The sequence below is a fragment of the Glaciimonas sp. GNP009 genome, assembly GCF_054343755.1.
Genome location: NZ_JBTGUV010000004.1, coordinates 959228 through 975902, shown reverse-complemented (window position 1 = coordinate 975902; position 16675 = coordinate 959228). Strand labels below are relative to the sequence as shown.

18 protein-coding genes are annotated in these 16675 nt (G+C 47.3%); 16 read left to right on the top strand and 2 right to left on the bottom strand.

Going from position 1 to position 16675, the window contains the following annotated elements:
* Positions 1-194 precede the first annotated feature (194 nt).
* Together ACXX82_RS05375 and ACXX82_RS05370 are read right to left on the bottom strand one after the other, a co-directional pair.
* The gene (locus ACXX82_RS05375; RefSeq protein ID WP_322232537.1) at positions 195-947 is read right to left on the bottom strand and encodes an SAM-dependent methyltransferase; all 753 of its coding nucleotides are present in this window, start codon (positions 945-947) and stop codon (positions 195-197) included.
* A gap of 68 nt (positions 948-1015) precedes the next feature.
* Positions 1016-1675 carry a Maf-like protein gene (locus tag ACXX82_RS05370; RefSeq protein ID WP_416186772.1) on the bottom strand — a complete coding sequence of 220 codons (660 nt, stop codon included), beginning with the start codon at positions 1673-1675 and terminating at the stop codon, positions 1016-1018.
* 114 nt (positions 1676-1789) lie between these two features.
* Here ACXX82_RS05370 and ACXX82_RS05365 point away from each other — a divergent pair, with 114 nt between their 5' ends.
* The 16 genes from ACXX82_RS05365 (at position 1790) to lepB (ending at position 16656) form a co-directional block, all read left to right on the top strand.
* On the top strand, positions 1790-2284 hold the full coding sequence (locus ACXX82_RS05365) for a YceD family protein (protein ID WP_322232536.1): 495 nt from the start codon (positions 1790-1792) through the stop codon (positions 2282-2284).
* A 214-nt stretch (positions 2285-2498) separates the two neighbouring features.
* The gene (rpmF, locus tag ACXX82_RS05360; RefSeq protein WP_014006864.1) at positions 2499-2681 is read left to right on the top strand and encodes a 50S ribosomal protein L32; all 183 of its coding nucleotides are present in this window, start codon (positions 2499-2501) and stop codon (positions 2679-2681) included.
* A 151-nt stretch (positions 2682-2832) separates the two neighbouring features.
* A complete protein-coding gene (plsX, locus tag ACXX82_RS05355; RefSeq protein ID WP_322232535.1) occupies positions 2833-3936 on the top strand; it encodes a phosphate acyltransferase PlsX in 1104 nt (367 codons plus the stop codon).
* The gene (locus ACXX82_RS05350; RefSeq protein WP_322232534.1) at positions 3933-4919 is read left to right on the top strand and encodes a beta-ketoacyl-ACP synthase III; all 987 of its coding nucleotides are present in this window, start codon (positions 3933-3935) and stop codon (positions 4917-4919) included. Before plsX ends, ACXX82_RS05350 begins: the two co-directional genes overlap by 4 nt.
* A 148-nt stretch (positions 4920-5067) precedes the next feature.
* On the top strand, positions 5068-6000 hold the full coding sequence (gene fabD / locus ACXX82_RS05345; RefSeq protein ID WP_458562557.1) for an ACP S-malonyltransferase: 933 nt from the start codon (positions 5068-5070) through the stop codon (positions 5998-6000).
* 108 nt (positions 6001-6108) lie between these two features.
* Positions 6109-6873 carry a 3-oxoacyl-ACP reductase FabG gene (gene fabG, locus ACXX82_RS05340; protein WP_323506644.1) on the top strand — a complete coding sequence of 255 codons (765 nt, stop codon included), beginning with the start codon at positions 6109-6111 and terminating at the stop codon, positions 6871-6873.
* Between the two features lie 233 nt (positions 6874-7106).
* On the top strand, positions 7107-7349 hold the full coding sequence (gene acpP, locus ACXX82_RS05335) for an acyl carrier protein (RefSeq protein ID WP_205321776.1): 243 nt from the start codon (positions 7107-7109) through the stop codon (positions 7347-7349).
* 30 nt (positions 7350-7379) lie between these two features.
* Entirely contained in the window at positions 7380-8621 is a 1242-nt protein-coding gene (gene fabF / locus ACXX82_RS05330) for a beta-ketoacyl-ACP synthase II (protein ID WP_322232531.1), read from the top strand.
* Positions 8622-8675: 54 nt separating this feature from the next.
* Positions 8676-9230 carry a flagellar hook-length control protein gene (locus ACXX82_RS05325; RefSeq protein WP_458562556.1) on the top strand — a complete coding sequence of 185 codons (555 nt, stop codon included), beginning with the start codon at positions 8676-8678 and terminating at the stop codon, positions 9228-9230.
* Positions 9231-9272: 42 nt separating this feature from the next.
* Positions 9273-9902, top strand: coding sequence for an RNA polymerase sigma factor RpoE (rpoE, locus tag ACXX82_RS05320; protein ID WP_322232529.1), 630 nt, complete (start codon positions 9273-9275; stop codon positions 9900-9902).
* A 58-nt stretch (positions 9903-9960) separates the two neighbouring features.
* Positions 9961-10599, top strand: a complete 639-nt coding sequence (locus tag ACXX82_RS05315) for a sigma-E factor negative regulatory protein (protein ID WP_322232528.1) — start codon at positions 9961-9963, stop codon at positions 10597-10599.
* 1 nt (position 10600) lies between these two features.
* Positions 10601-11617 (top strand): MucB/RseB C-terminal domain-containing protein, encoded by a 1017-nt coding sequence (locus ACXX82_RS05310; protein ID WP_322232527.1) that lies wholly within the window; start codon positions 10601-10603, stop codon positions 11615-11617.
* A gap of 12 nt (positions 11618-11629) precedes the next feature.
* Positions 11630-13135 carry a DegQ family serine endoprotease gene (locus ACXX82_RS05305; protein ID WP_322232526.1) on the top strand — a complete coding sequence of 502 codons (1506 nt, stop codon included), beginning with the start codon at positions 11630-11632 and terminating at the stop codon, positions 13133-13135.
* Positions 13136-13316: 181 nt separating this feature from the next.
* Positions 13317-13595 carry a glutaredoxin family protein gene (locus tag ACXX82_RS05300; protein ID WP_458562555.1) on the top strand — a complete coding sequence of 93 codons (279 nt, stop codon included), beginning with the start codon at positions 13317-13319 and terminating at the stop codon, positions 13593-13595.
* A gap of 353 nt (positions 13596-13948) precedes the next feature.
* Complete coding sequence (gene lepA, locus ACXX82_RS05295; RefSeq protein WP_322240161.1) at positions 13949-15742, top strand: translation elongation factor 4; 1794 nt, start codon at positions 13949-13951, stop codon at positions 15740-15742.
* Positions 15739-16656, top strand: a complete 918-nt coding sequence (gene lepB, locus ACXX82_RS05290) for a signal peptidase I (RefSeq protein WP_322232524.1) — start codon at positions 15739-15741, stop codon at positions 16654-16656. Before lepA ends, lepB begins: the two co-directional genes overlap by 4 nt.
* The last annotated feature ends 19 nt before the right edge of the window (positions 16657-16675 follow it).

The following is a 16675-nucleotide window of genomic DNA, read 5'->3' as shown; positions in this document are numbered from 1 at the left end:
CAGCGCAACACTGTCGCCGTTTTGCGTTTTGGGCGCTGCTCTGCTCCGCAAAATTGCTAGCTAAGGTTTATTTAGATTTGACGCTCGTGCGAGCGTATTGGCTTCACTTGATTGAGACTATCTAACGCGGATGCGCAATAGCTCACCAATCATCCGTATTTTTAGTTGATAGTTCTCGACTAATTTTTTCCTAGCTATTCTGCGAGTATCAAGAAAACCGTCGGTTTTTTATGAAAGTCTGGACCTTTGTTCGTGCCGAGTGCAGTCTTCCAGCGCGCGGCCGTTTGCGTTTTTATTGTCTCGGTCAATAGCGTAAGATCGGTTGCGACACAAATCAATGTATTCGGCTGGCATTGAGCGCTCAGGGCCTCCAGTAAGGCAGTATTGCGATACGGAGTTTCGATAAAAAGCTGGGTTTGATTTTCTTGACGGGAGCGCAGTTCCAACGCTTTGATGCGCTTGGTCCGCTGGTCAACATCAATTGGCAGGTAACCATTAAACGCAAAACTTTGTCCATTTAAACCACTACTCATTACTGCCAATAATAATGATGACGGACCAACCAACGGTCTGACCTGAATGCCATGCGCATGCGCCATTCGCACCAGATTAGCACCAGGGTCGGCGACTGCCGGGACGCCCGCTTCAGAAACCAGGCCAGCATCCTGACCGGCCAGTAATGGCGCCAACAGTGCCGGTAATGCGGTAACCGGTGTATTAACGTTAAGTTCGGCGATATTAATGGTTTGCAGCGATTGTGTCAGTGGATGCGAGGCGTTGATTAACTTCAAAAATGCACGCGCTGTTTTAGCGTTTTCGGCAATGAAATAACCTAGTTTCGCAGTGAGGCCCTGGACATCTTCCGGAATAACGGAAGCCAGAGGATTGCCATGCTCGACGTCGGTTTGCCCGAGGGTATTGGGAATCAAATACAGGATACCTGCCATGCTAACCTTTATTTCTATATGAGAATGATTATGTGAGAGTCACGATACGGGAAGATATGCGCGCCGTTTTAATTGGTGAAAAAGGACACGCCAGCGCGGCGTAACATGCCGGTTAGTGCAATGAGTGGCAAGCCCGTCAGCGCAGTTGGATCGCTGCTCTCGATTTTTTCAAGAATGGCGATCCCAAGTCCTTCATTTTTGGCACTTCCTGCGCAATCGTATGGTTGTTCAATATGCAAATAAGCATCCAGTTCTGCGTCTGGCAAATTACGGAAGGTGACAAAAGTCTGAATATTTTCCAGTTGCACTATGCTCTCGGATTTAATTGAGCGTCCGTCCAGCAGACATAGTGCTGTGTGAAACACAACTCGTCGACCACGCATTTTTTGCAGTTGAAGGAGGGCATTTTGATGCGTCCCCGGTTTCCCGATCTGCTCCCCGTCTAGCGTCGCAATTTGATCTGATGCAATAATCAGTGCTTCTGGCGCCATCAACGCCACCGCCAATGCTTTCTCTCTGGCAAGTCGCATGGCAGTTTCTTCTGGTGTCTCGCCCAAACGCGGGGTTTCGTCGATTTCTGGAGATATCACCTCGAACGGAATGTGCAAGCGGGAGAGCAATTCCTTGCGATATTTGGAGCTAGAGCCAAGAATAAGACGAGGTGAGATGTGGATATTTGATATAACGCCGGACCGCGTTGGCGCTGGAAGCTGTTGCGAAGAGGGCATAGGAACGAAGTTTGACGTTTTTTTGAATGAGTGCTCAACAAAAGCGCCGTAACACTTTGACGGATAAGGGGAAAGGCTGTTATTATCGCAGGTTTTCAGGGTTCCGCTTCGCCTATGAGTGCTTTTGTTATCGACGCGTTTGAGTTTTCCCGCCTGAAAGAACGTCGTGAAGGTGCAAGCCCGGTCTCTGATCTGGGGCGATTGGCAGAAGAACTGGCTGACCCTTCGGGGACGTTAAAATGGGTGCTGGCTGGTGGTTCAAACCATGTTGCGCATCCACAATTAACATTGACGGTGACCGGCTCACTACAAATAACGTGTCAACGCTGCTTGTCCCCTTTTGCGTTTGATGTCGACTCGGAATCTGTGTTGATTTTGGCAAAAGATGAGGCGAGCGCAGATGATATTGACGCTTTGCTCGACGATGACCAGATCGATGTCATTATCGGCTCCAAAGCACTCGATATTATTCAATTGGTAGAAGACGAGGCGCTGTTGGCCCTGCCACTGTCACCTAAGCATGCTGTTTGCCCCGATACGTCTGCACTCGAGGCGTTAAAGGCCGGTAAAAAAGATTCGCCATTTGCGATGTTAAAGAATTTGAAGTAGCAAGGTTGTAGGGGTTGTCGTTCCAGATTGCGGTAACGTTGTTGCGCTAAGTGTCGCGGTTGTGATGTTATGCAGTACCGAACGTGACGAAGTGTGGCATGAAGTGTAGCAATGAGTAAGGGATTCCGCGCCCAAAAGCGGCAGGAATTTCTGGATTTTCTATGTAGTAAATCCAGATATGTTAAAATTTTAGATCTTAGATTCAGGAGTTATCATGGCTGTTCAGCAAAATAAAAAGACCCCATCCAAGCGCGGCATGCACCGTGCCCACGATTTTTTGGTAGCGCCTCCTCTGGCGATTGAGCCAACTACAGGTGAAACACACCTGCGTCACCATATCAGCCCAAACGGTTTTTACCGTGGCCGTAAGGTATTGAAGACTAAGAACGACGAGTAATTTACTTGTTGTCTTAAGTAAAAAAAGCGGCATCATTGAGCTTCTCAATGATGCCGCTTTTCTTTTGTAAGTTAAAAATTGTGAGCGGTGATTTTGACGCTAGCCAAATCTGCCCCATAATGTTGGTTGGAAACGGCACTGAATCAAAATAATGACAATTAAAATCTCTATCGACTGTATGGGTGGCGATCATGGTCCATCTGTAACAGTGCCTGCAGCTATTGCATTTGCCAAACGCGAACCAGAGGCTGAATTAGTATTGGTCGGCCTTGAGGATCAAATTCGGGCCGAATTAAAAAAGCACAAAGCGCAGGAACACCCTCGTCTGTCAGTCGTGCACGCGGAGGAGGTGATAACGATGGATGATTCGGTTGAAACCGCGTTACGGCGTAAAAAGAAATCCTCCATGCGCGTGGCGCTTGAATTAGTGAAAGACGAGAAGGTACGTGCCTGCGTTTCAGCTGGAAATACCGGCGCGCTGATGGCAGTCTCGCGTTATTTGCTAAAAACTATCCCTGGCGTGGATCGGCCAGCAATTTGTACCATCCTTCCAAATCAAAAGGACGGGCCGACTTATATGCTTGATCTTGGCGCGAACGTTGACTGCGAGCCGCAGCATCTGCACCAATTTGCTCTCATGGGTTCAGCACTTGTCTCAGCCATGGAGGGCAAGGCTAAGCCTACGGTCGGTTTGCTCAATGTTGGCGAGGAAGATATCAAGGGCAACGAAATGGTCAAGCAAACCGCAGAATTGCTGCGGGCTGATCACGAAAAAGGTCTTATCAACTTCTATGGAAATGTTGAAGGTAACGATATTTTTGAGGGAACAACCGACATTGTGGTGTGTGACGGTTTCGTCGGCAACGTTACTCTTAAAGCCTCCGAGGGCCTCGGAAGGCTGGTAAAAAGTGTGCTGACGACAGAATTTAAAAGCAGTATTCTTAATATGATCGGTGCTTTAATTGCGAAAAGTGCTATTAAAGCAATATCGCGCCGTCTCAATCCATCACGATACAATGGCGCAAGTTTGCTCGGTTTACGTGGGCTAGTGTTCAAGAGCCACGGTAGTGCTGACGTGTATGGCTACGAATGGGCCATTCAGCGTGCGTTCGATGCAGCCAAGCATGATGTGTTATCACGTATTACAACGACCATTGCAGCGTTGATGCCGCAGACAGAAGCAGCTTTGGTGCAGGTTGAAGTGCTTGCAAATGCTGCCACCAATATTGAGCCACCCCAACAGAAGACAGCATGACTATTTATAGCAAAATTGTGGGTACCGGTAGTTATTTACCACCCAAACGCCTTACTAATCAGGACCTCGCAGTGCAATTGGCCGAGAAAGGTATTGAAACCTCGGACGAATGGATATTTTCGCGTAGCGGGATATCGGCGCGGCACTACGCTGAGGCTGATGTGCAATCTAGTGATCTCGCCGTTGCTGCTTCAAAGCATGCGCTTGAAATGGCGGGGATGGAGCCAAACGACATTGATTTGATTATTGTCGCCACGTCGACTCCTGATCATTTTGGGAGTTTTCCGAGTACGGCTTGCGTGGTGCAGCAGAAACTGGGTATTACCACCGGTGGCGCTGCATTCGATGTGCAAGCGGTATGTAGTGGCTTTGTATACGGCGCTTCAATCGCTGATGCCTTCATCAAAGCCGGTACGCACAAGAACGTTCTGGTCATTGGAACGGAAGTCTTTTCCCGTATTTTGAATTTTGAAGATCGCACTACATGCGTGTTATTTGGAGACGGCGCTGGCGCGGTTGTGATGACTGCTTCACAGGAACCAGGCGTTCTCGCTACCAAGCTGCATGCTGATGGCCGCTATGGGCATATCCTATGCGTTCCTGGCAACGTAAGTAGTGGGGCGGTTGATGGTAGTGCTTTCTTATATATGGATGGCCCGGCGGTGTTCAAGCTAGCGGTATCGGTACTGGAAAAAGTCGCTAAGGAAGCGTTGGAGATCGCTGGTATTTCAGCATCTGAAATCGACTGGCTGATTCCTCATCAGGCGAATATTCGCATCATGCAAAGTACCGCGCGCAAACTTGGTCTGCCACCAGAGCGGATGGTTGTCACCGTTGACCAGCATGGGAATACATCTGCCGCTTCAATCCCGTTAGCGCTTGATAAGGCTGTGCGTGATGGTCGCGTCAAAGCTGGACAGAATGTACTAATGGAAGCTGTTGGCGGTGGTTTTTCCTGGGGTGCTATTGTGGCAAGAATGTAAGTTGGTCGCTAGTCGGATCGGCTCCCAAGCGCGCAGTATGAAAAAATGCTTGATGGTCGCTTCTGAAATTTTTTGGCACACATTACCCAATACGCTGGCTTTTTTATTTTCCGTCTACCTCATTAATTTATAGCATTATAAAAAACGTATGATTAAATTTGCATTTGTTTTTCCTGGGCAGGGCTCGCAAGCGGTAGGTATGTTGAACGGCTTTTCGGATAATCAAGTTGTGCAGGACACTGTCGCTGAAGCTTCGGAGGCACTGCAGTTTGATCTCGCGAAGCTTATCGCCGATGGACCCAAAGAAGATTTAGATCTGACCACTAATACGCAACCTGTCATGCTCACAGCGGCCGTGGCGTTTTATCGGGCTTGGATGGCGGCGGGTGGAGTCGTCCCATCTATCGTTGCAGGGCATAGCTTAGGTGAGTATTCTGCGTTGGTCGCAGCCGGAGTGATCAACTTTAAAGATGCCGTGCCGCTGGTGCGTTTTCGCGCGATGGCAATGCAACAGGCAGTGCCGGTTGGGCAGGGCGGAATGGCTGCTATTTTAGGTTTATCGGACGATGACGTAAGGGCGGTTTGTGCAGAGGCTGCACAGGGTGAAGTAGTCGAGGCAGTTAACTTTAATGCGCCCGCACAAGTCGTGATAGCGGGCCACAAGGCAGCAGTTGAGCGAGCCTGTGAAGCAGCGAAGTTAAAAGGTGCCAAACGTGCCTTGTCATTACCAGTTTCAGCACCATTTCACTCTTCGCTTTTGGTTCCTGCATCAAATCGTTTGCGCGAATACATGGAGAGTCTGGTTTTTGAGGCGCCGCAGATCATGTTAATAAATAATGTCGATGTCGCAACTGCTGTTGATGCCGCATCTATTAAAGATGCTTTGGTTCGTCAAGCTGCCAGTCCGGTACGTTGGGTAGAAACGATTCAAAAAATCGGTAATAGCGGCGTAACGCATGTTATCGAGTGCGGTCCTGGCAAGGTTCTTGCTAGCCTTACCAAGCGCATTAACGGTGAATTGGTGGGCGAATCGATTTTTGATCAGGCTTCATTGGATAAAGTTCTGGCATTGCTGAAGTAAGTGTTATAACGGCGCCAGCATTTGGCATGGCATTTATAATTAAAAAAGTATCTAATTAAGCTAGCTAATAAGTTATCTCAATAAACACTCTAAACAATCATAATTAAAATGCAAAATTCGGTTACACAAAATTTAGAAGGTCAAGTGGCGCTCGTTACTGGCGCTTCGCGCGGTATTGGCCGTGCAATTGCGCTTGAACTGGCGCGCCGGGGTGCAAAAGTTGTGGGTACCGCCACGTCAGAGGTCGGCGCTGCTGCTATCACGGCGTACCTTAATGAGGAGCAACTAGGCGGTGGACAAGGTGTAGTACTCAATGTTAATGATGCGTTAGCTTGTGCGGCAGTTGTCGAATTGGTGCAAAAACAATTCGGAACGCTCTCGATTTTGGTGAACAATGCCGGTATTACGCATGATCAGCTAGCTATGCGGATGAAAGATGAGGAGTGGGATGCTGTGATATCCACGAATCTGACCGCCGTAGCGCGTTTATCCCGTGCTGTATTGCGTGGAATGATGAAAGCCAAACATGGACGGATCATCAATATTACCTCTGTAGTCGGGTCAACCGGAAATCCAGGACAAATGAATTATGCGGCATCGAAGGCGGGTGTCTCTGGCATGAGCCGGGCTTTGGCGCGTGAGATAGGTAGTCGAAACATTACGGTCAATTGTGTAGCACCCGGTTTTATTGATACCGATATGACTAAATCTCTCAGTGAGCAGCAAACCGCTGCGCTCCTACAACAAATTCCTCTGGGAAGACTGGGTGCTGCAGAAGATATTGCAGCGGCGGTGGGTTTCCTTGCCTCACTTCAGGCTGGTTATATCACCGGTACGACCTTACACGTAAACGGTGGTATGTATTGTAATTGAGTAAATTGTCCTAATCTGTCTTTGGATTAAGATGTTTCGAGGCTTGGGCATTGTGTTCAGTCGAATATTTTTGGATGAAGTCCTGAGCTGTAAAGTGAAGTATGTCGTAAATAATTAAGGGCTTTTGGCAGGAGTTGGCTATTTATTAACCGCCGATGCTAAAAGTAAATTTTCTCAGCGCAAATCTGCTAAAATGCGCGCACTTTCTGTAACCTAATAACTGGAGGCATCACATGTCTGATATCGAACAACGTGTAAAGAAAATCGTCGCAGAACAACTTGGCGTCGCAGAAGCTGACATCAAAATTGAATCGTCATTTGTTGATGATCTTGGTGCAGACTCACTCGACACCGTAGAATTAGTGATGGCACTAGAAGATGAATTCGCCATGGAAATTCCAGACGAACAAGCTGAAAAAATTACTACTGTGCAACAGGCTATTGACTACGCCAAGGCGCATGTTAAAGCGGCCTAGTTCTGCTTTAAACGCATCCAGGAGAATCGTTTGACTCGCTCACGTGAACGTCGTGTTGTGATAACTGGCCTGGGTTGCATTTCACCGGTCGGCAATACTGTTGCCGATGCATGGAATGCAGTCATATCAGGAAAATCCGGTATCGCAGCCATCACCAAGTTTGATGCTTCTGCTTTTTCCACGCATTTTGCAGGAGAAGTAAAGGGCTTTAATGTCGAGGACTACATGCCCGCAAAAGATGCGCGGCATATGGACACCTTTATCCATTATGGGATGGCAGCAGGAATTCAGGCGATGCAAGACAGCGGCCTGGAAGTCACTGATGAAAATGCCGAACGTATCGGCGTCATCATTGGCTCTGGTATTGGCGGCTTGCCGCTGATTGAAGAGACTCATGTCGAGTTGACCAATCGCGGTCCGCGCCGCATTAGTCCCTTCTTCATTCCAGCTTCGATCATTAATATGATTTCAGGCAACTTGTCGATCAAATACGGTCTGAAAGGACCAAATCTGGCGATAGTTACTGCTTGCACAACCGGCTTGCACTGTATCGGGCAGGCCGGACGTATGATTCAATACGGTGATGCTGACGTTATGATTGCCGGCGGTTCTGAGGCCAGCATTTCACCGTTAGGTTTGGGTGGTTTTGCTTCGGCAAGAGCGCTCTCATCGCGTAATGATGATCCTGAAACTGCATCCCGCCCTTGGGATAAGGACCGCGACGGATTCGTATTAGGTGAAGGTGCTGGTGTTCTTGTCCTTGAAGAGCGCGAGCATGCGATAGCCCGTGGTGCTAAAATTTATGCAGAACTGCTTGGTTTTGGCATGAGTGCTGATGCGTACCACATGACGGCACCCAACCTCGATGGACCTCGTCGTTGTGTCGGCTCGGCCCTTAAAGATGCAGGTATAAATGGCGATCAGGTGCAGTATTTGAACGCGCATGGTACATCGACGCCGCTAGGCGATCAGAATGAAACTAATGCGATCAAAGCTGTTTTTGGTGATCATGCGTACAAGTTAGTTGTCAACTCGACCAAGTCGATGACAGGTCACTTGTTAGGTGGCGCAGGCGGCCTGGAATCGGTATTTACGATTCTGGCATTGCATCATCAGGTCTCACCGCCGACTATCAATATTTTCAATCAAGATCCGGAATGTGATCTTGATTATTGCGCCAACACAGCGCGTGATATGAAAATTGATATTGCAGTAAAAAACTCGTTTGGTTTTGGCGGTACTAACGGGACGTTGGTTTTTGGTAAAGCCTAAGCAGCTCCGTATATACTCATTCAAACGTCAGGTGACGCTTGAATGAGTATATCAATGAACACTCTTCCATCCGGCGAGACGCCACTTAATCCTCGAATGTCGATTGCGGTTTCTGCGTTGGTGCTGCCATCCAGGCGCTTGTTCCTTTTGGTGTCTGCATTAGCAATCGCAGCCGCCTTGATTAGCATGTTAATCGGCTTAGGCTTCATCGGTCGTCTTTTGCCCGCAATTGGAATAATTCTTGGCGTTTTGGGTCTGCTGATCAGCGTTGGTGCTTGGTTTCGTTATCGGGGCACAACGCAACCACTGCGTATCATCATCTCTGGCGCTGGCCAGATAAGTATTGTGGAAATCTTACCTAATGCACCGATTGTCGACACGATTGAGGTACCAGTTACCGCGCAATTGTTGAGTGGATCCACCCTTTGGGGGAATTTACTGCTATTGCGGCTTCAATTGCATAACGGGCGGACAAAGTCTGTCGTTATACTAGCTGACTGTGTACCTGAAAATGTTTTCAGGGCAATCTCTGTAGCATGTCGTTGGATCGCATCTCGTGGACATGCGAACGGTCAAAAGAAAGTAAGATATGAACAACCAAATGGTTGAACTTATTGTAGTGCACTTTGTCCATGCTTCGGTCATGCGCGTATGTTGCAAAAGCAAAAGGAATGGGCATTGACGACAGAACGCGAAATTGATCAACTGCTTGTTGAACGCGTGCAACGCGGCGACAAAAAAGCGTTCGAGCTATTGGTTATTAAATACCAACGTAAGCTAATGCGCCTTGTGTCGCGGCTCGTCCGTGATCAAGCAGAAGCTGAGGATGTTGTACAAGAAGCTTTTATTAAAGCTTATCGCGCACTCCCTCAGTTCAGAGGTGACTCTGCGTTTTATACTTGGTTATATAGAATTGGAATTAACACCGCCAAGAACTATTTGGTGACGCAAGGACGCAGAGCGCCTACATCAACGGAATCAAATTCGGAAGATGCAGAAACTTTTGACGATGGAGAGCAACTAAGGGATATAAACACTCCTGAGTCGTTGTTGGCAACCAAGCAAATAGCGCAAACAGTCAATGTCGCAATGGAGGCTTTGCCGGATGAACTTCGGACGGCAATAACATTGCGCGAAATTGAGGGGCTGAGTTATGACGAGATTGCGGAAGCAATGGGGTGTCCGATCGGTACAGTGCGTAGCAGAATATTTAGAGCAAGAGAAGCTATCGCAGAAAAGTTGAGGCCGTTATTAGGTACGGCTATCGACAAACGTTGGTAAAAGCGAAATAGCGATTTTCGGGAACGAAGGGGTTGGCCAGGTTTTAACTAGGTGACTTATGAATACCAATGAAATACCCCAAGAGCAGATATCTGCCTTGGCTGATGGTGAATTATCTAATGCTTACGTGGATGTGGCATTGGCGGCATTGCGTCAAAATGAGGGGCGTGCAACGTGGGATGCTTACCATCAAATTGGCGATATATTGCGCTCTGACGACATGGCATTTTCATTGAGTTCAGACTTTACTTCGCGCATGCTTGAACGGCTGAATGCCGAGCCCGCAATGATCGCTGCACCACTGGCGGTCGTGCCGATTGCAGAGAGACACATTGCTATAGGCAGTGGGTCTGCTGCAATCGGCACGCGCTCGTTAAAACGTTTTGCTCTGCCCAGTATGGCAGCGGCAGCAGCGGTTGCTGCAGTTGCGTTTATTACGGTGCCGCACATGATGAATGTGAATAATCAGTCTACAAGTCCGGCGATGCTTTCTGCGGTGCAAATGACGTTGGCGTCAGCTTCTAACATTAATGTGGGTTATGGGTCTCAAACCGTGACATTACCAGCAGATTCTGAAGTACTACGCGATTCGCGTATTGATGAGTATTTGTCGGCGCACCAGCGTTTCTCTCCTTCACTTTATAATACTGCGCAATACGCTCGCTCAGCTACATTTGCCATTGATGCTGATAACTAATATGCGGCAGACTAAGTTTCTGCTTCGGTTTTTCATTATTTTGTCGACTTTATTTGCTCTTTCCGCGCGCGCGGAAGGAGTAACGACAGAAAAGCTTGCCGACAATCATGAAGCGCAGACTCTTTTGAAAAGAATTCAGTCTGCGGCACAAAAGCTTAATTACTCAGGCACGTTCGTATACCAACAAGGCAATCAAATGCGTACATCACGCATTACGCATATCTTGGAGGGGCGCAATGAGTTAGAAAAGTTAGAAGTGTTGGACGGCAAACCGCGCGAATATATTCGTCACAATGAGGACGTGACTTGTTACATGCCCGACACCAAGACGTTATCGATTGAGAAACGGGTTACGCAGGATGTATTTCCTGCGATCCTTGCTTCCATTCCCAGCGATTTGACCGATTATTACAATGTCAAACTTGGCGAATCAGGTCGGGTAGCGGGTCATGATTGTCAGGCGGTTCTGCTTGAACCCAAAGATAAAATGCGTTATGGCTATAAACTTTGGGCAGAAAAAAAGTCAGGTCTGCTGATGAGAGCCCAGACGTTAAATAATAAAAACGAGATCGTTGAACAGATCTCGTTCACCGAGATTTTCATCGGTAACATTTCACGTAACCGCATAAGATCAAGTTTTGGCAATACGAGTAGTTGGCATGTAGAGCATAGTGCGATGAGCCCCACAAATTTGAATGAATGGGCCGTTACCGGAATGCCGCCTGGTTTCAAGAAGGTGCGGGAATTAAAGCGTGTAGTAGTTGATGCGCCCGCGCAGAACTCAGGGGCAGCACCGGTTAGACGGGAAGTGTCGCAAATTGTTTTTTCTGATGGATTAGCTGCCATATCGGTGTTTATTGAGCCGGGTAGTCAAAGTCGCACGGAAGGCTCGATGCAGCAAGGAGCTTTGAATATTGTAGGAAAACGTCAAGGTGACTTCTGGTTGACAATTGTCGGTGAAGTACCTGCCGTGGCAATTCGTCAGGTTGCCAATTCGATTGAACTCAAAAATAAATAAGACCTATACACTATGAAAATGGCTCGCACTGCTCATCATGTTTTTTCAGCACTTTTGTTAGGAGCGACTGTATCTTTTGTTGTTCCCGTCATATTCGACACGCTACCTTCTGCTGTCGCGGCTCCTATGGTCGGATTGCCCGACTTCACGGAAATAGTTGAAAAAGCAGGGCCGGCTGTCGTCAATATTCGTACTACCGAAAAAGCGAAAGCTGATGCGGCGGCTACCGGTCAGCCGAGTGATGATGAAATGCAGGAGTTTTTGCGACGATTCTTCGGCGTCCCACCAAACGGTGCTGGTAAGCCACAACCACTTGTTCCTAAGGGGCGTAAACCGAGTGCCAAGGCGCAGCAACCTGAAGAGGTGCCGCGCGGTGTTGGTTCAGGGTTCATTATTTCAGCAGACGGCTACATTATGACTAATGCCCACGTTGTTGATGGGGCCAGTGAAGTATATGTGAAGCTGACAGATAAGCGTGAATTTAAAGCTAAAGTGATTGGGGCGGATAGTCGCACTGATGTTGCGCTGCTGAAAATCGAAGGTACTAACCTGCCACGCCTGACTATGGGCGATTCCGATAAGATCAAGGCTGGCGAATGGGTTTTGGCGATAGGATCACCTTTCGATCTTGAAAATACGGTCACGTCTGGCATTATTTCTGCAAAAGCGCGTGATACTGGTGACTATTTGCCATTGATTCAAACCGATGTGGCCGTGAATCCTGGTAACTCGGGTGGACCTTTGATAAATATGCGTGGGGAAGTGGTTGGTATTAACTCCCAGATATATAGTCGCTCAGGTGGCTTTATGGGTATCTCTTTTGCTGTACCGATAGATGAGGCGATGCGGGTTTCCGATCAACTCAAAACGTCAGGAAAAGTTACCCGCGGTCGTATTGGTGTCCAGATTGGTGAGGTCACTAAAGAGGTGGCGGAATCATTGGGCTTACCGAAAGCGCAAGGAGCACAAGTTGAACGCGTTGAGTCTGATGGTCCAGCAGCCAAGGCGGGGGTTCAGGCAGGCGATATTATCTTGAAATTGAATGGTACGACGATTGAAAAAGCGAATGATCTCCCGCGCATTGTTGGCAACATCAAACCGGGTACGAAGGGCGTTTTGACTGTTTGGCGTAAAGGTGCAAGTCGTGATATAGCGTTGACGATTACGGAAATGAAAACGGATAAAGTTGAAAAGGCAGATGACGCGGCTGGTAGCGCTGATGCTGCAAAGCCGAGCCCGGTAGCCAATGCATTAGGATTGGTGGTGAGTGATTTGAGCGCCGACAAGAAGAAAGAAATGCAAGTTGATTATGGCGTATTGGTTGATTCAGTTGAAGGAAGCGCAGCCCGCGTTGGTCTACAGGTTGGCGATGTGATTCAGCGCTTGAACAATACGGACGTGAAGGATGCTAAGCAATTCAATGCTTTAGTTTCTAAATTAGAATCGAAAAAAATGGCTGTAGTGTTAGTTCGCCGTGGTGAGTCATCGCAGTTTGTGCCATTACGTCCAACTAATTAACACGTTTGGCTGGGTTGTAAGGCTGGATATTTGCTGCAGGCGAGAATAGTCCGTAAGGCGATGAAAGCTGCAGACTGCGAAGTTTGTAGCTTTTTTTATGTAATTTATTTTCTACTAACAAGATCGCTTTATTTGCGCATATCGCGGGTTAAGTGGCGAATGAGAATTTTTTTGGACGTCGATGTCGATAATTACTTTCACTCTCTTGGGACGTTCTTATTGTCATTTATGTGACGATATGTTGCATGCATTATTAGCATTACCCGCGATGGCAGAACTGGTTAATATTTACGGGCAAGGCCTTGTCGAGCAAATTGATGTGGACGGTGCCCCGGAATTGGTTGCGCTCTACGACGAGTTAGTCCCTGTTCTTATCGGCAACAAAGAAGGGCAATCACCTGTGCAACTTTGCCATTATTTTTTGGATTCCGACAAGGTGAACTCTTTTTTAAAGCAATGAATAACTGTTTCGCTGTGTAACCGCGTGAAAAATTAACATTTCTTTAATGTCAGGATGCTTTAGAACGCAAGGTGCGCATCCCGGGTGATTTAAGACGCCTTTTCATGATTTTATGGCTTGTCGCTGCGAAAGACCTGGATATATTCGATAAGACGAAGTAGGACGTTTGGGGTTGATCAGGCCGTTAAATCTGTTCACCAGAATTCGCACAAGTCCGATTTGTCAGTTTTTTGCCACTAAAATCCGGTAAAATGGCGTCAATTGAATATCCTGCCATAAATGGTGCTCGCCTGGGCGACAACAGCCCGGATCAGAGCACCTTTTTTGTAATCGCATTGCCTCGACCAACATTAATGAACAACATTCGTAATTTTTCCATCATTGCTCACATTGACCACGGTAAATCTACTTTGGCGGATCGTATCATCCAATTTTGTGGAGGATTGTCAGATCGTGAAATGGGCGCGCAAGTACTTGATTCGATGGATATCGAGCGCGAACGCGGTATTACCATTAAAGCGCAAACGGCTGCCTTGTCATATAAGGCACTAGATGGGCAAATCTATAATTTGAACCTCATCGATACGCCAGGGCACGTCGACTTTAGTTATGAAGTAAGTCGTTCATTGTCTGCGTGCGAAGGCGCATTGTTGGTAGTCGATGCTTCACAAGGGGTCGAGGCACAGACCGTTGCTAATTGTTACACCGCGCTAGACCTGGGACTTGAAGTTGTGCCGGTTCTTAATAAAATCGATTTGCCGTCTGCCGATCCAGAGAACGCAAAAGCAGAAATCGAAGATGTTATCGGCATAGATGCCTCCGACGCAGTGCAGTGCTCGGCCAAAACTGGTTTAGGCGTGCGTGAAATTCTCGAAACCATTATTGTTAAGGTACCCGCGCCAAAGGGTAATACGGATGCGCCTTTACAGGCTCTGATCGTAGACTCCTGGTTTGATAATTACGTTGGCGTAGTGATGTTAGTGCGCATTGTGAATGGGACCCTGCGTCCTAAAGACAAGATACAGCTGATGGCCGCCGGTTCGCAACATCTGACTGAAAGCATTGGTGTATTTACGCCGAAAATGCAAGTCCGCGAAACGTTGTCTGCAGGACAGGTTGGATACATCATTGCTGGTATTAAAGAACTAAAGGCGGCGAAGGTTGGCGACACAGTGACGCTGGCAAATAATCCGGCCACCGGAGCCTTACCCGGCTTTAAAGAGGTTCAGCCTCAGGTTTTTGCAGGTCTATTTCCGGTTGAATCTAATCAGTATGATGCTTTACGTGATTCACTGGAAAAACTGAAGCTGAATGACGCCGCTTTGCAATATGAGCCGGAAGTTTCACAAGCACTAGGATTTGGTTTTCGCTGTGGTTTCCTAGGCTTGCTTCACATGGAAATCGTCCAGGAGCGGCTCGAACGCGAATTCGATATGGATCTGATCACCACTGCGCCGACGGTGATTTATGAGGTTGTCCTGCGCGACGGTTCTATCTTGATGGTCGATAATCCATCAAAAATGCCCGAGCCGAGTAGAATCGAAGAGGTGCGTGAACCTATCGTAACGGTCAATTTATACATGCCGCAAGAGTACGTCGGGTCGGTTATTACCCTCTGTACTTTGAAGCGAGGTATGCAAAAAGACATGCACTATCACGGCAAGCAAGTGAAGCTGATCTACGAAATGCCGATGGCTGAAATTGTTTTGGACTTTTTTGATCGCCTAAAATCCACTTCGCGCGGTTATGCGTCAATGGATTATGAGTTCAAAGAATATCGTTCAGCCGATGTGGTCAAAGTCGACATGCTGATTAATAGTGAAAAAGTCGATGCTTTAGCGATTATTGTGCATCGCTCTAACAGTAATCATCGTGGGCGTGCAGTTGCTGCCAAGATGCGTGAACTGATTCCACGTCAAATGTTTGATGTCGCGATTCAGGCCGCAATTGGTGTGAATATTATTTCCCGTGAAAACGTCAAAGCGCTTCGTAAAAACGTGTTGGCAAAGTGTTACGGCGGCGACATTAGTCGTAAGCGCAAATTGCTAGAGAAGCAAAAGGCAGGTAAGAAACGCATGAAGCAGGTCGGTTCGGTGGAAATTCCACAAGAAGCGTTCCTCGCAATTTTACAAGTGGATGACAAATGACATTGCAATCAATTTTAGGAAATTTCGCGTTAATTCTGTTTGTGCTGATGGTGGTAACAGGAATTATCTGGTTCTTGGACCGATTTTATTTACGCGCGCAACGTCGCGCTAAAGCCGATGCGGCGCTGGCAGCATTTGATGCGCGGAATGTCAAATTACGTGCAGAAGGCATCAAATTAGAAAGTAGTGGTCGCGCCGAACTGGAAGCTAACCTATTGCGTCAGCCAACCTGGGTCGAATATTCCGGCAGTTTTTTCCCCGTCATTGCCATGGTATTTTTCTTGCGCTCCTTTCTTTATGAGCCGTTTAAAATTCCATCGAGTTCAATGGTCCCTACTTTGTTAGTGGGTGACTTGATTCTAGTGAATAAATTTACTTACGGTATTCGGCTACCCATCCTCAACAAAAAAATCATTGACGTAAGTACCCCTCAACGCGGTGATGTGATGGTGTTCAAATATCCGAAGGATTTGTCATTGGATTACATCAAACGCGTAGTTGGCGTTCCTGGTGATAAAATAGTGTATAAAAACAAGCGCTTAACCATTAATGGCACCGCGCTTACCTATACCGCATTACCAGACTATTTAAATGAAGATAGCTTAAATTATTCCAAGCAATTTGCAGAAAATCTGTCGAATGTTGATCATAAAATTGCCGTGGTGGAACAAGCCCCTCCGATCAATTTAAGTGGTGTTCAGGATTTTCCGTATAAAGAAAACTGTTCTTATAATCAAGATGGCTTCGCATGTACTGTTCCTTCTGGGCAGTATTTCATGATGGGCGATAATCGGGATAACAGCGAAGATAGTCGTTATTGGGGTTTTGTCCCAGATCAAAATATTGTTGGTAAGGCATTTTTGGTGTGGATGAATCTAGGTAATCTGAAGCGTATTGGTACTTTTTTTGATTAAATTCTTTGACGCAATAACG

What these genes read in the sequence shown, in the direction of transcription:
- ACXX82_RS05375 (WP_322232537.1), bottom strand. Translation starts at nt 947, where the DNA reads ATGGCAGGTATCCTGTATTTGATTCCCAATACCCTCGGGCAAACCGAC.
- ACXX82_RS05370 (WP_416186772.1), bottom strand. Translation starts at nt 1,675, where the DNA reads ATGCCCTCTTCGCAACAGCTTCCAGCGCCAACGCGGTCCGGCGTTATA.
- ACXX82_RS05365 (WP_322232536.1), top strand. Translation starts at nt 1,790, where the DNA reads ATGAGTGCTTTTGTTATCGACGCGTTTGAGTTTTCCCGCCTGAAAGAA.
- rpmF (WP_014006864.1), top strand. Translation starts at nt 2,499, where the DNA reads ATGGCTGTTCAGCAAAATAAAAAGACCCCATCCAAGCGCGGCATGCAC.
- plsX (WP_322232535.1), top strand. Translation starts at nt 2,833, where the DNA reads ATGACAATTAAAATCTCTATCGACTGTATGGGTGGCGATCATGGTCCA.
- ACXX82_RS05350 (WP_322232534.1), top strand. Translation starts at nt 3,933, where the DNA reads ATGACTATTTATAGCAAAATTGTGGGTACCGGTAGTTATTTACCACCC.
- fabD (WP_458562557.1), top strand. Translation starts at nt 5,068, where the DNA reads ATGATTAAATTTGCATTTGTTTTTCCTGGGCAGGGCTCGCAAGCGGTA.
- fabG (WP_323506644.1), top strand. Translation starts at nt 6,109, where the DNA reads ATGCAAAATTCGGTTACACAAAATTTAGAAGGTCAAGTGGCGCTCGTT.
- acpP (WP_205321776.1), top strand. Translation starts at nt 7,107, where the DNA reads ATGTCTGATATCGAACAACGTGTAAAGAAAATCGTCGCAGAACAACTT.
- ACXX82_RS05325 (WP_458562556.1), top strand. Translation starts at nt 8,676, where the DNA reads ATGAACACTCTTCCATCCGGCGAGACGCCACTTAATCCTCGAATGTCG.
- rpoE (WP_322232529.1), top strand. Translation starts at nt 9,273, where the DNA reads ATGTTGCAAAAGCAAAAGGAATGGGCATTGACGACAGAACGCGAAATT.
- ACXX82_RS05315 (WP_322232528.1), top strand. Translation starts at nt 9,961, where the DNA reads ATGAATACCAATGAAATACCCCAAGAGCAGATATCTGCCTTGGCTGAT.
- ACXX82_RS05310 (WP_322232527.1), top strand. Translation starts at nt 10,601, where the DNA reads ATGCGGCAGACTAAGTTTCTGCTTCGGTTTTTCATTATTTTGTCGACT.
- ACXX82_RS05305 (WP_322232526.1), top strand. Translation starts at nt 11,630, where the DNA reads ATGAAAATGGCTCGCACTGCTCATCATGTTTTTTCAGCACTTTTGTTA.
- ACXX82_RS05300 (WP_458562555.1), top strand. Translation starts at nt 13,317, where the DNA reads ATGTCGATAATTACTTTCACTCTCTTGGGACGTTCTTATTGTCATTTA.
- lepA (WP_322240161.1), top strand. Translation starts at nt 13,949, where the DNA reads ATGAACAACATTCGTAATTTTTCCATCATTGCTCACATTGACCACGGT.
- lepB (WP_322232524.1), top strand. Translation starts at nt 15,739, where the DNA reads ATGACATTGCAATCAATTTTAGGAAATTTCGCGTTAATTCTGTTTGTG.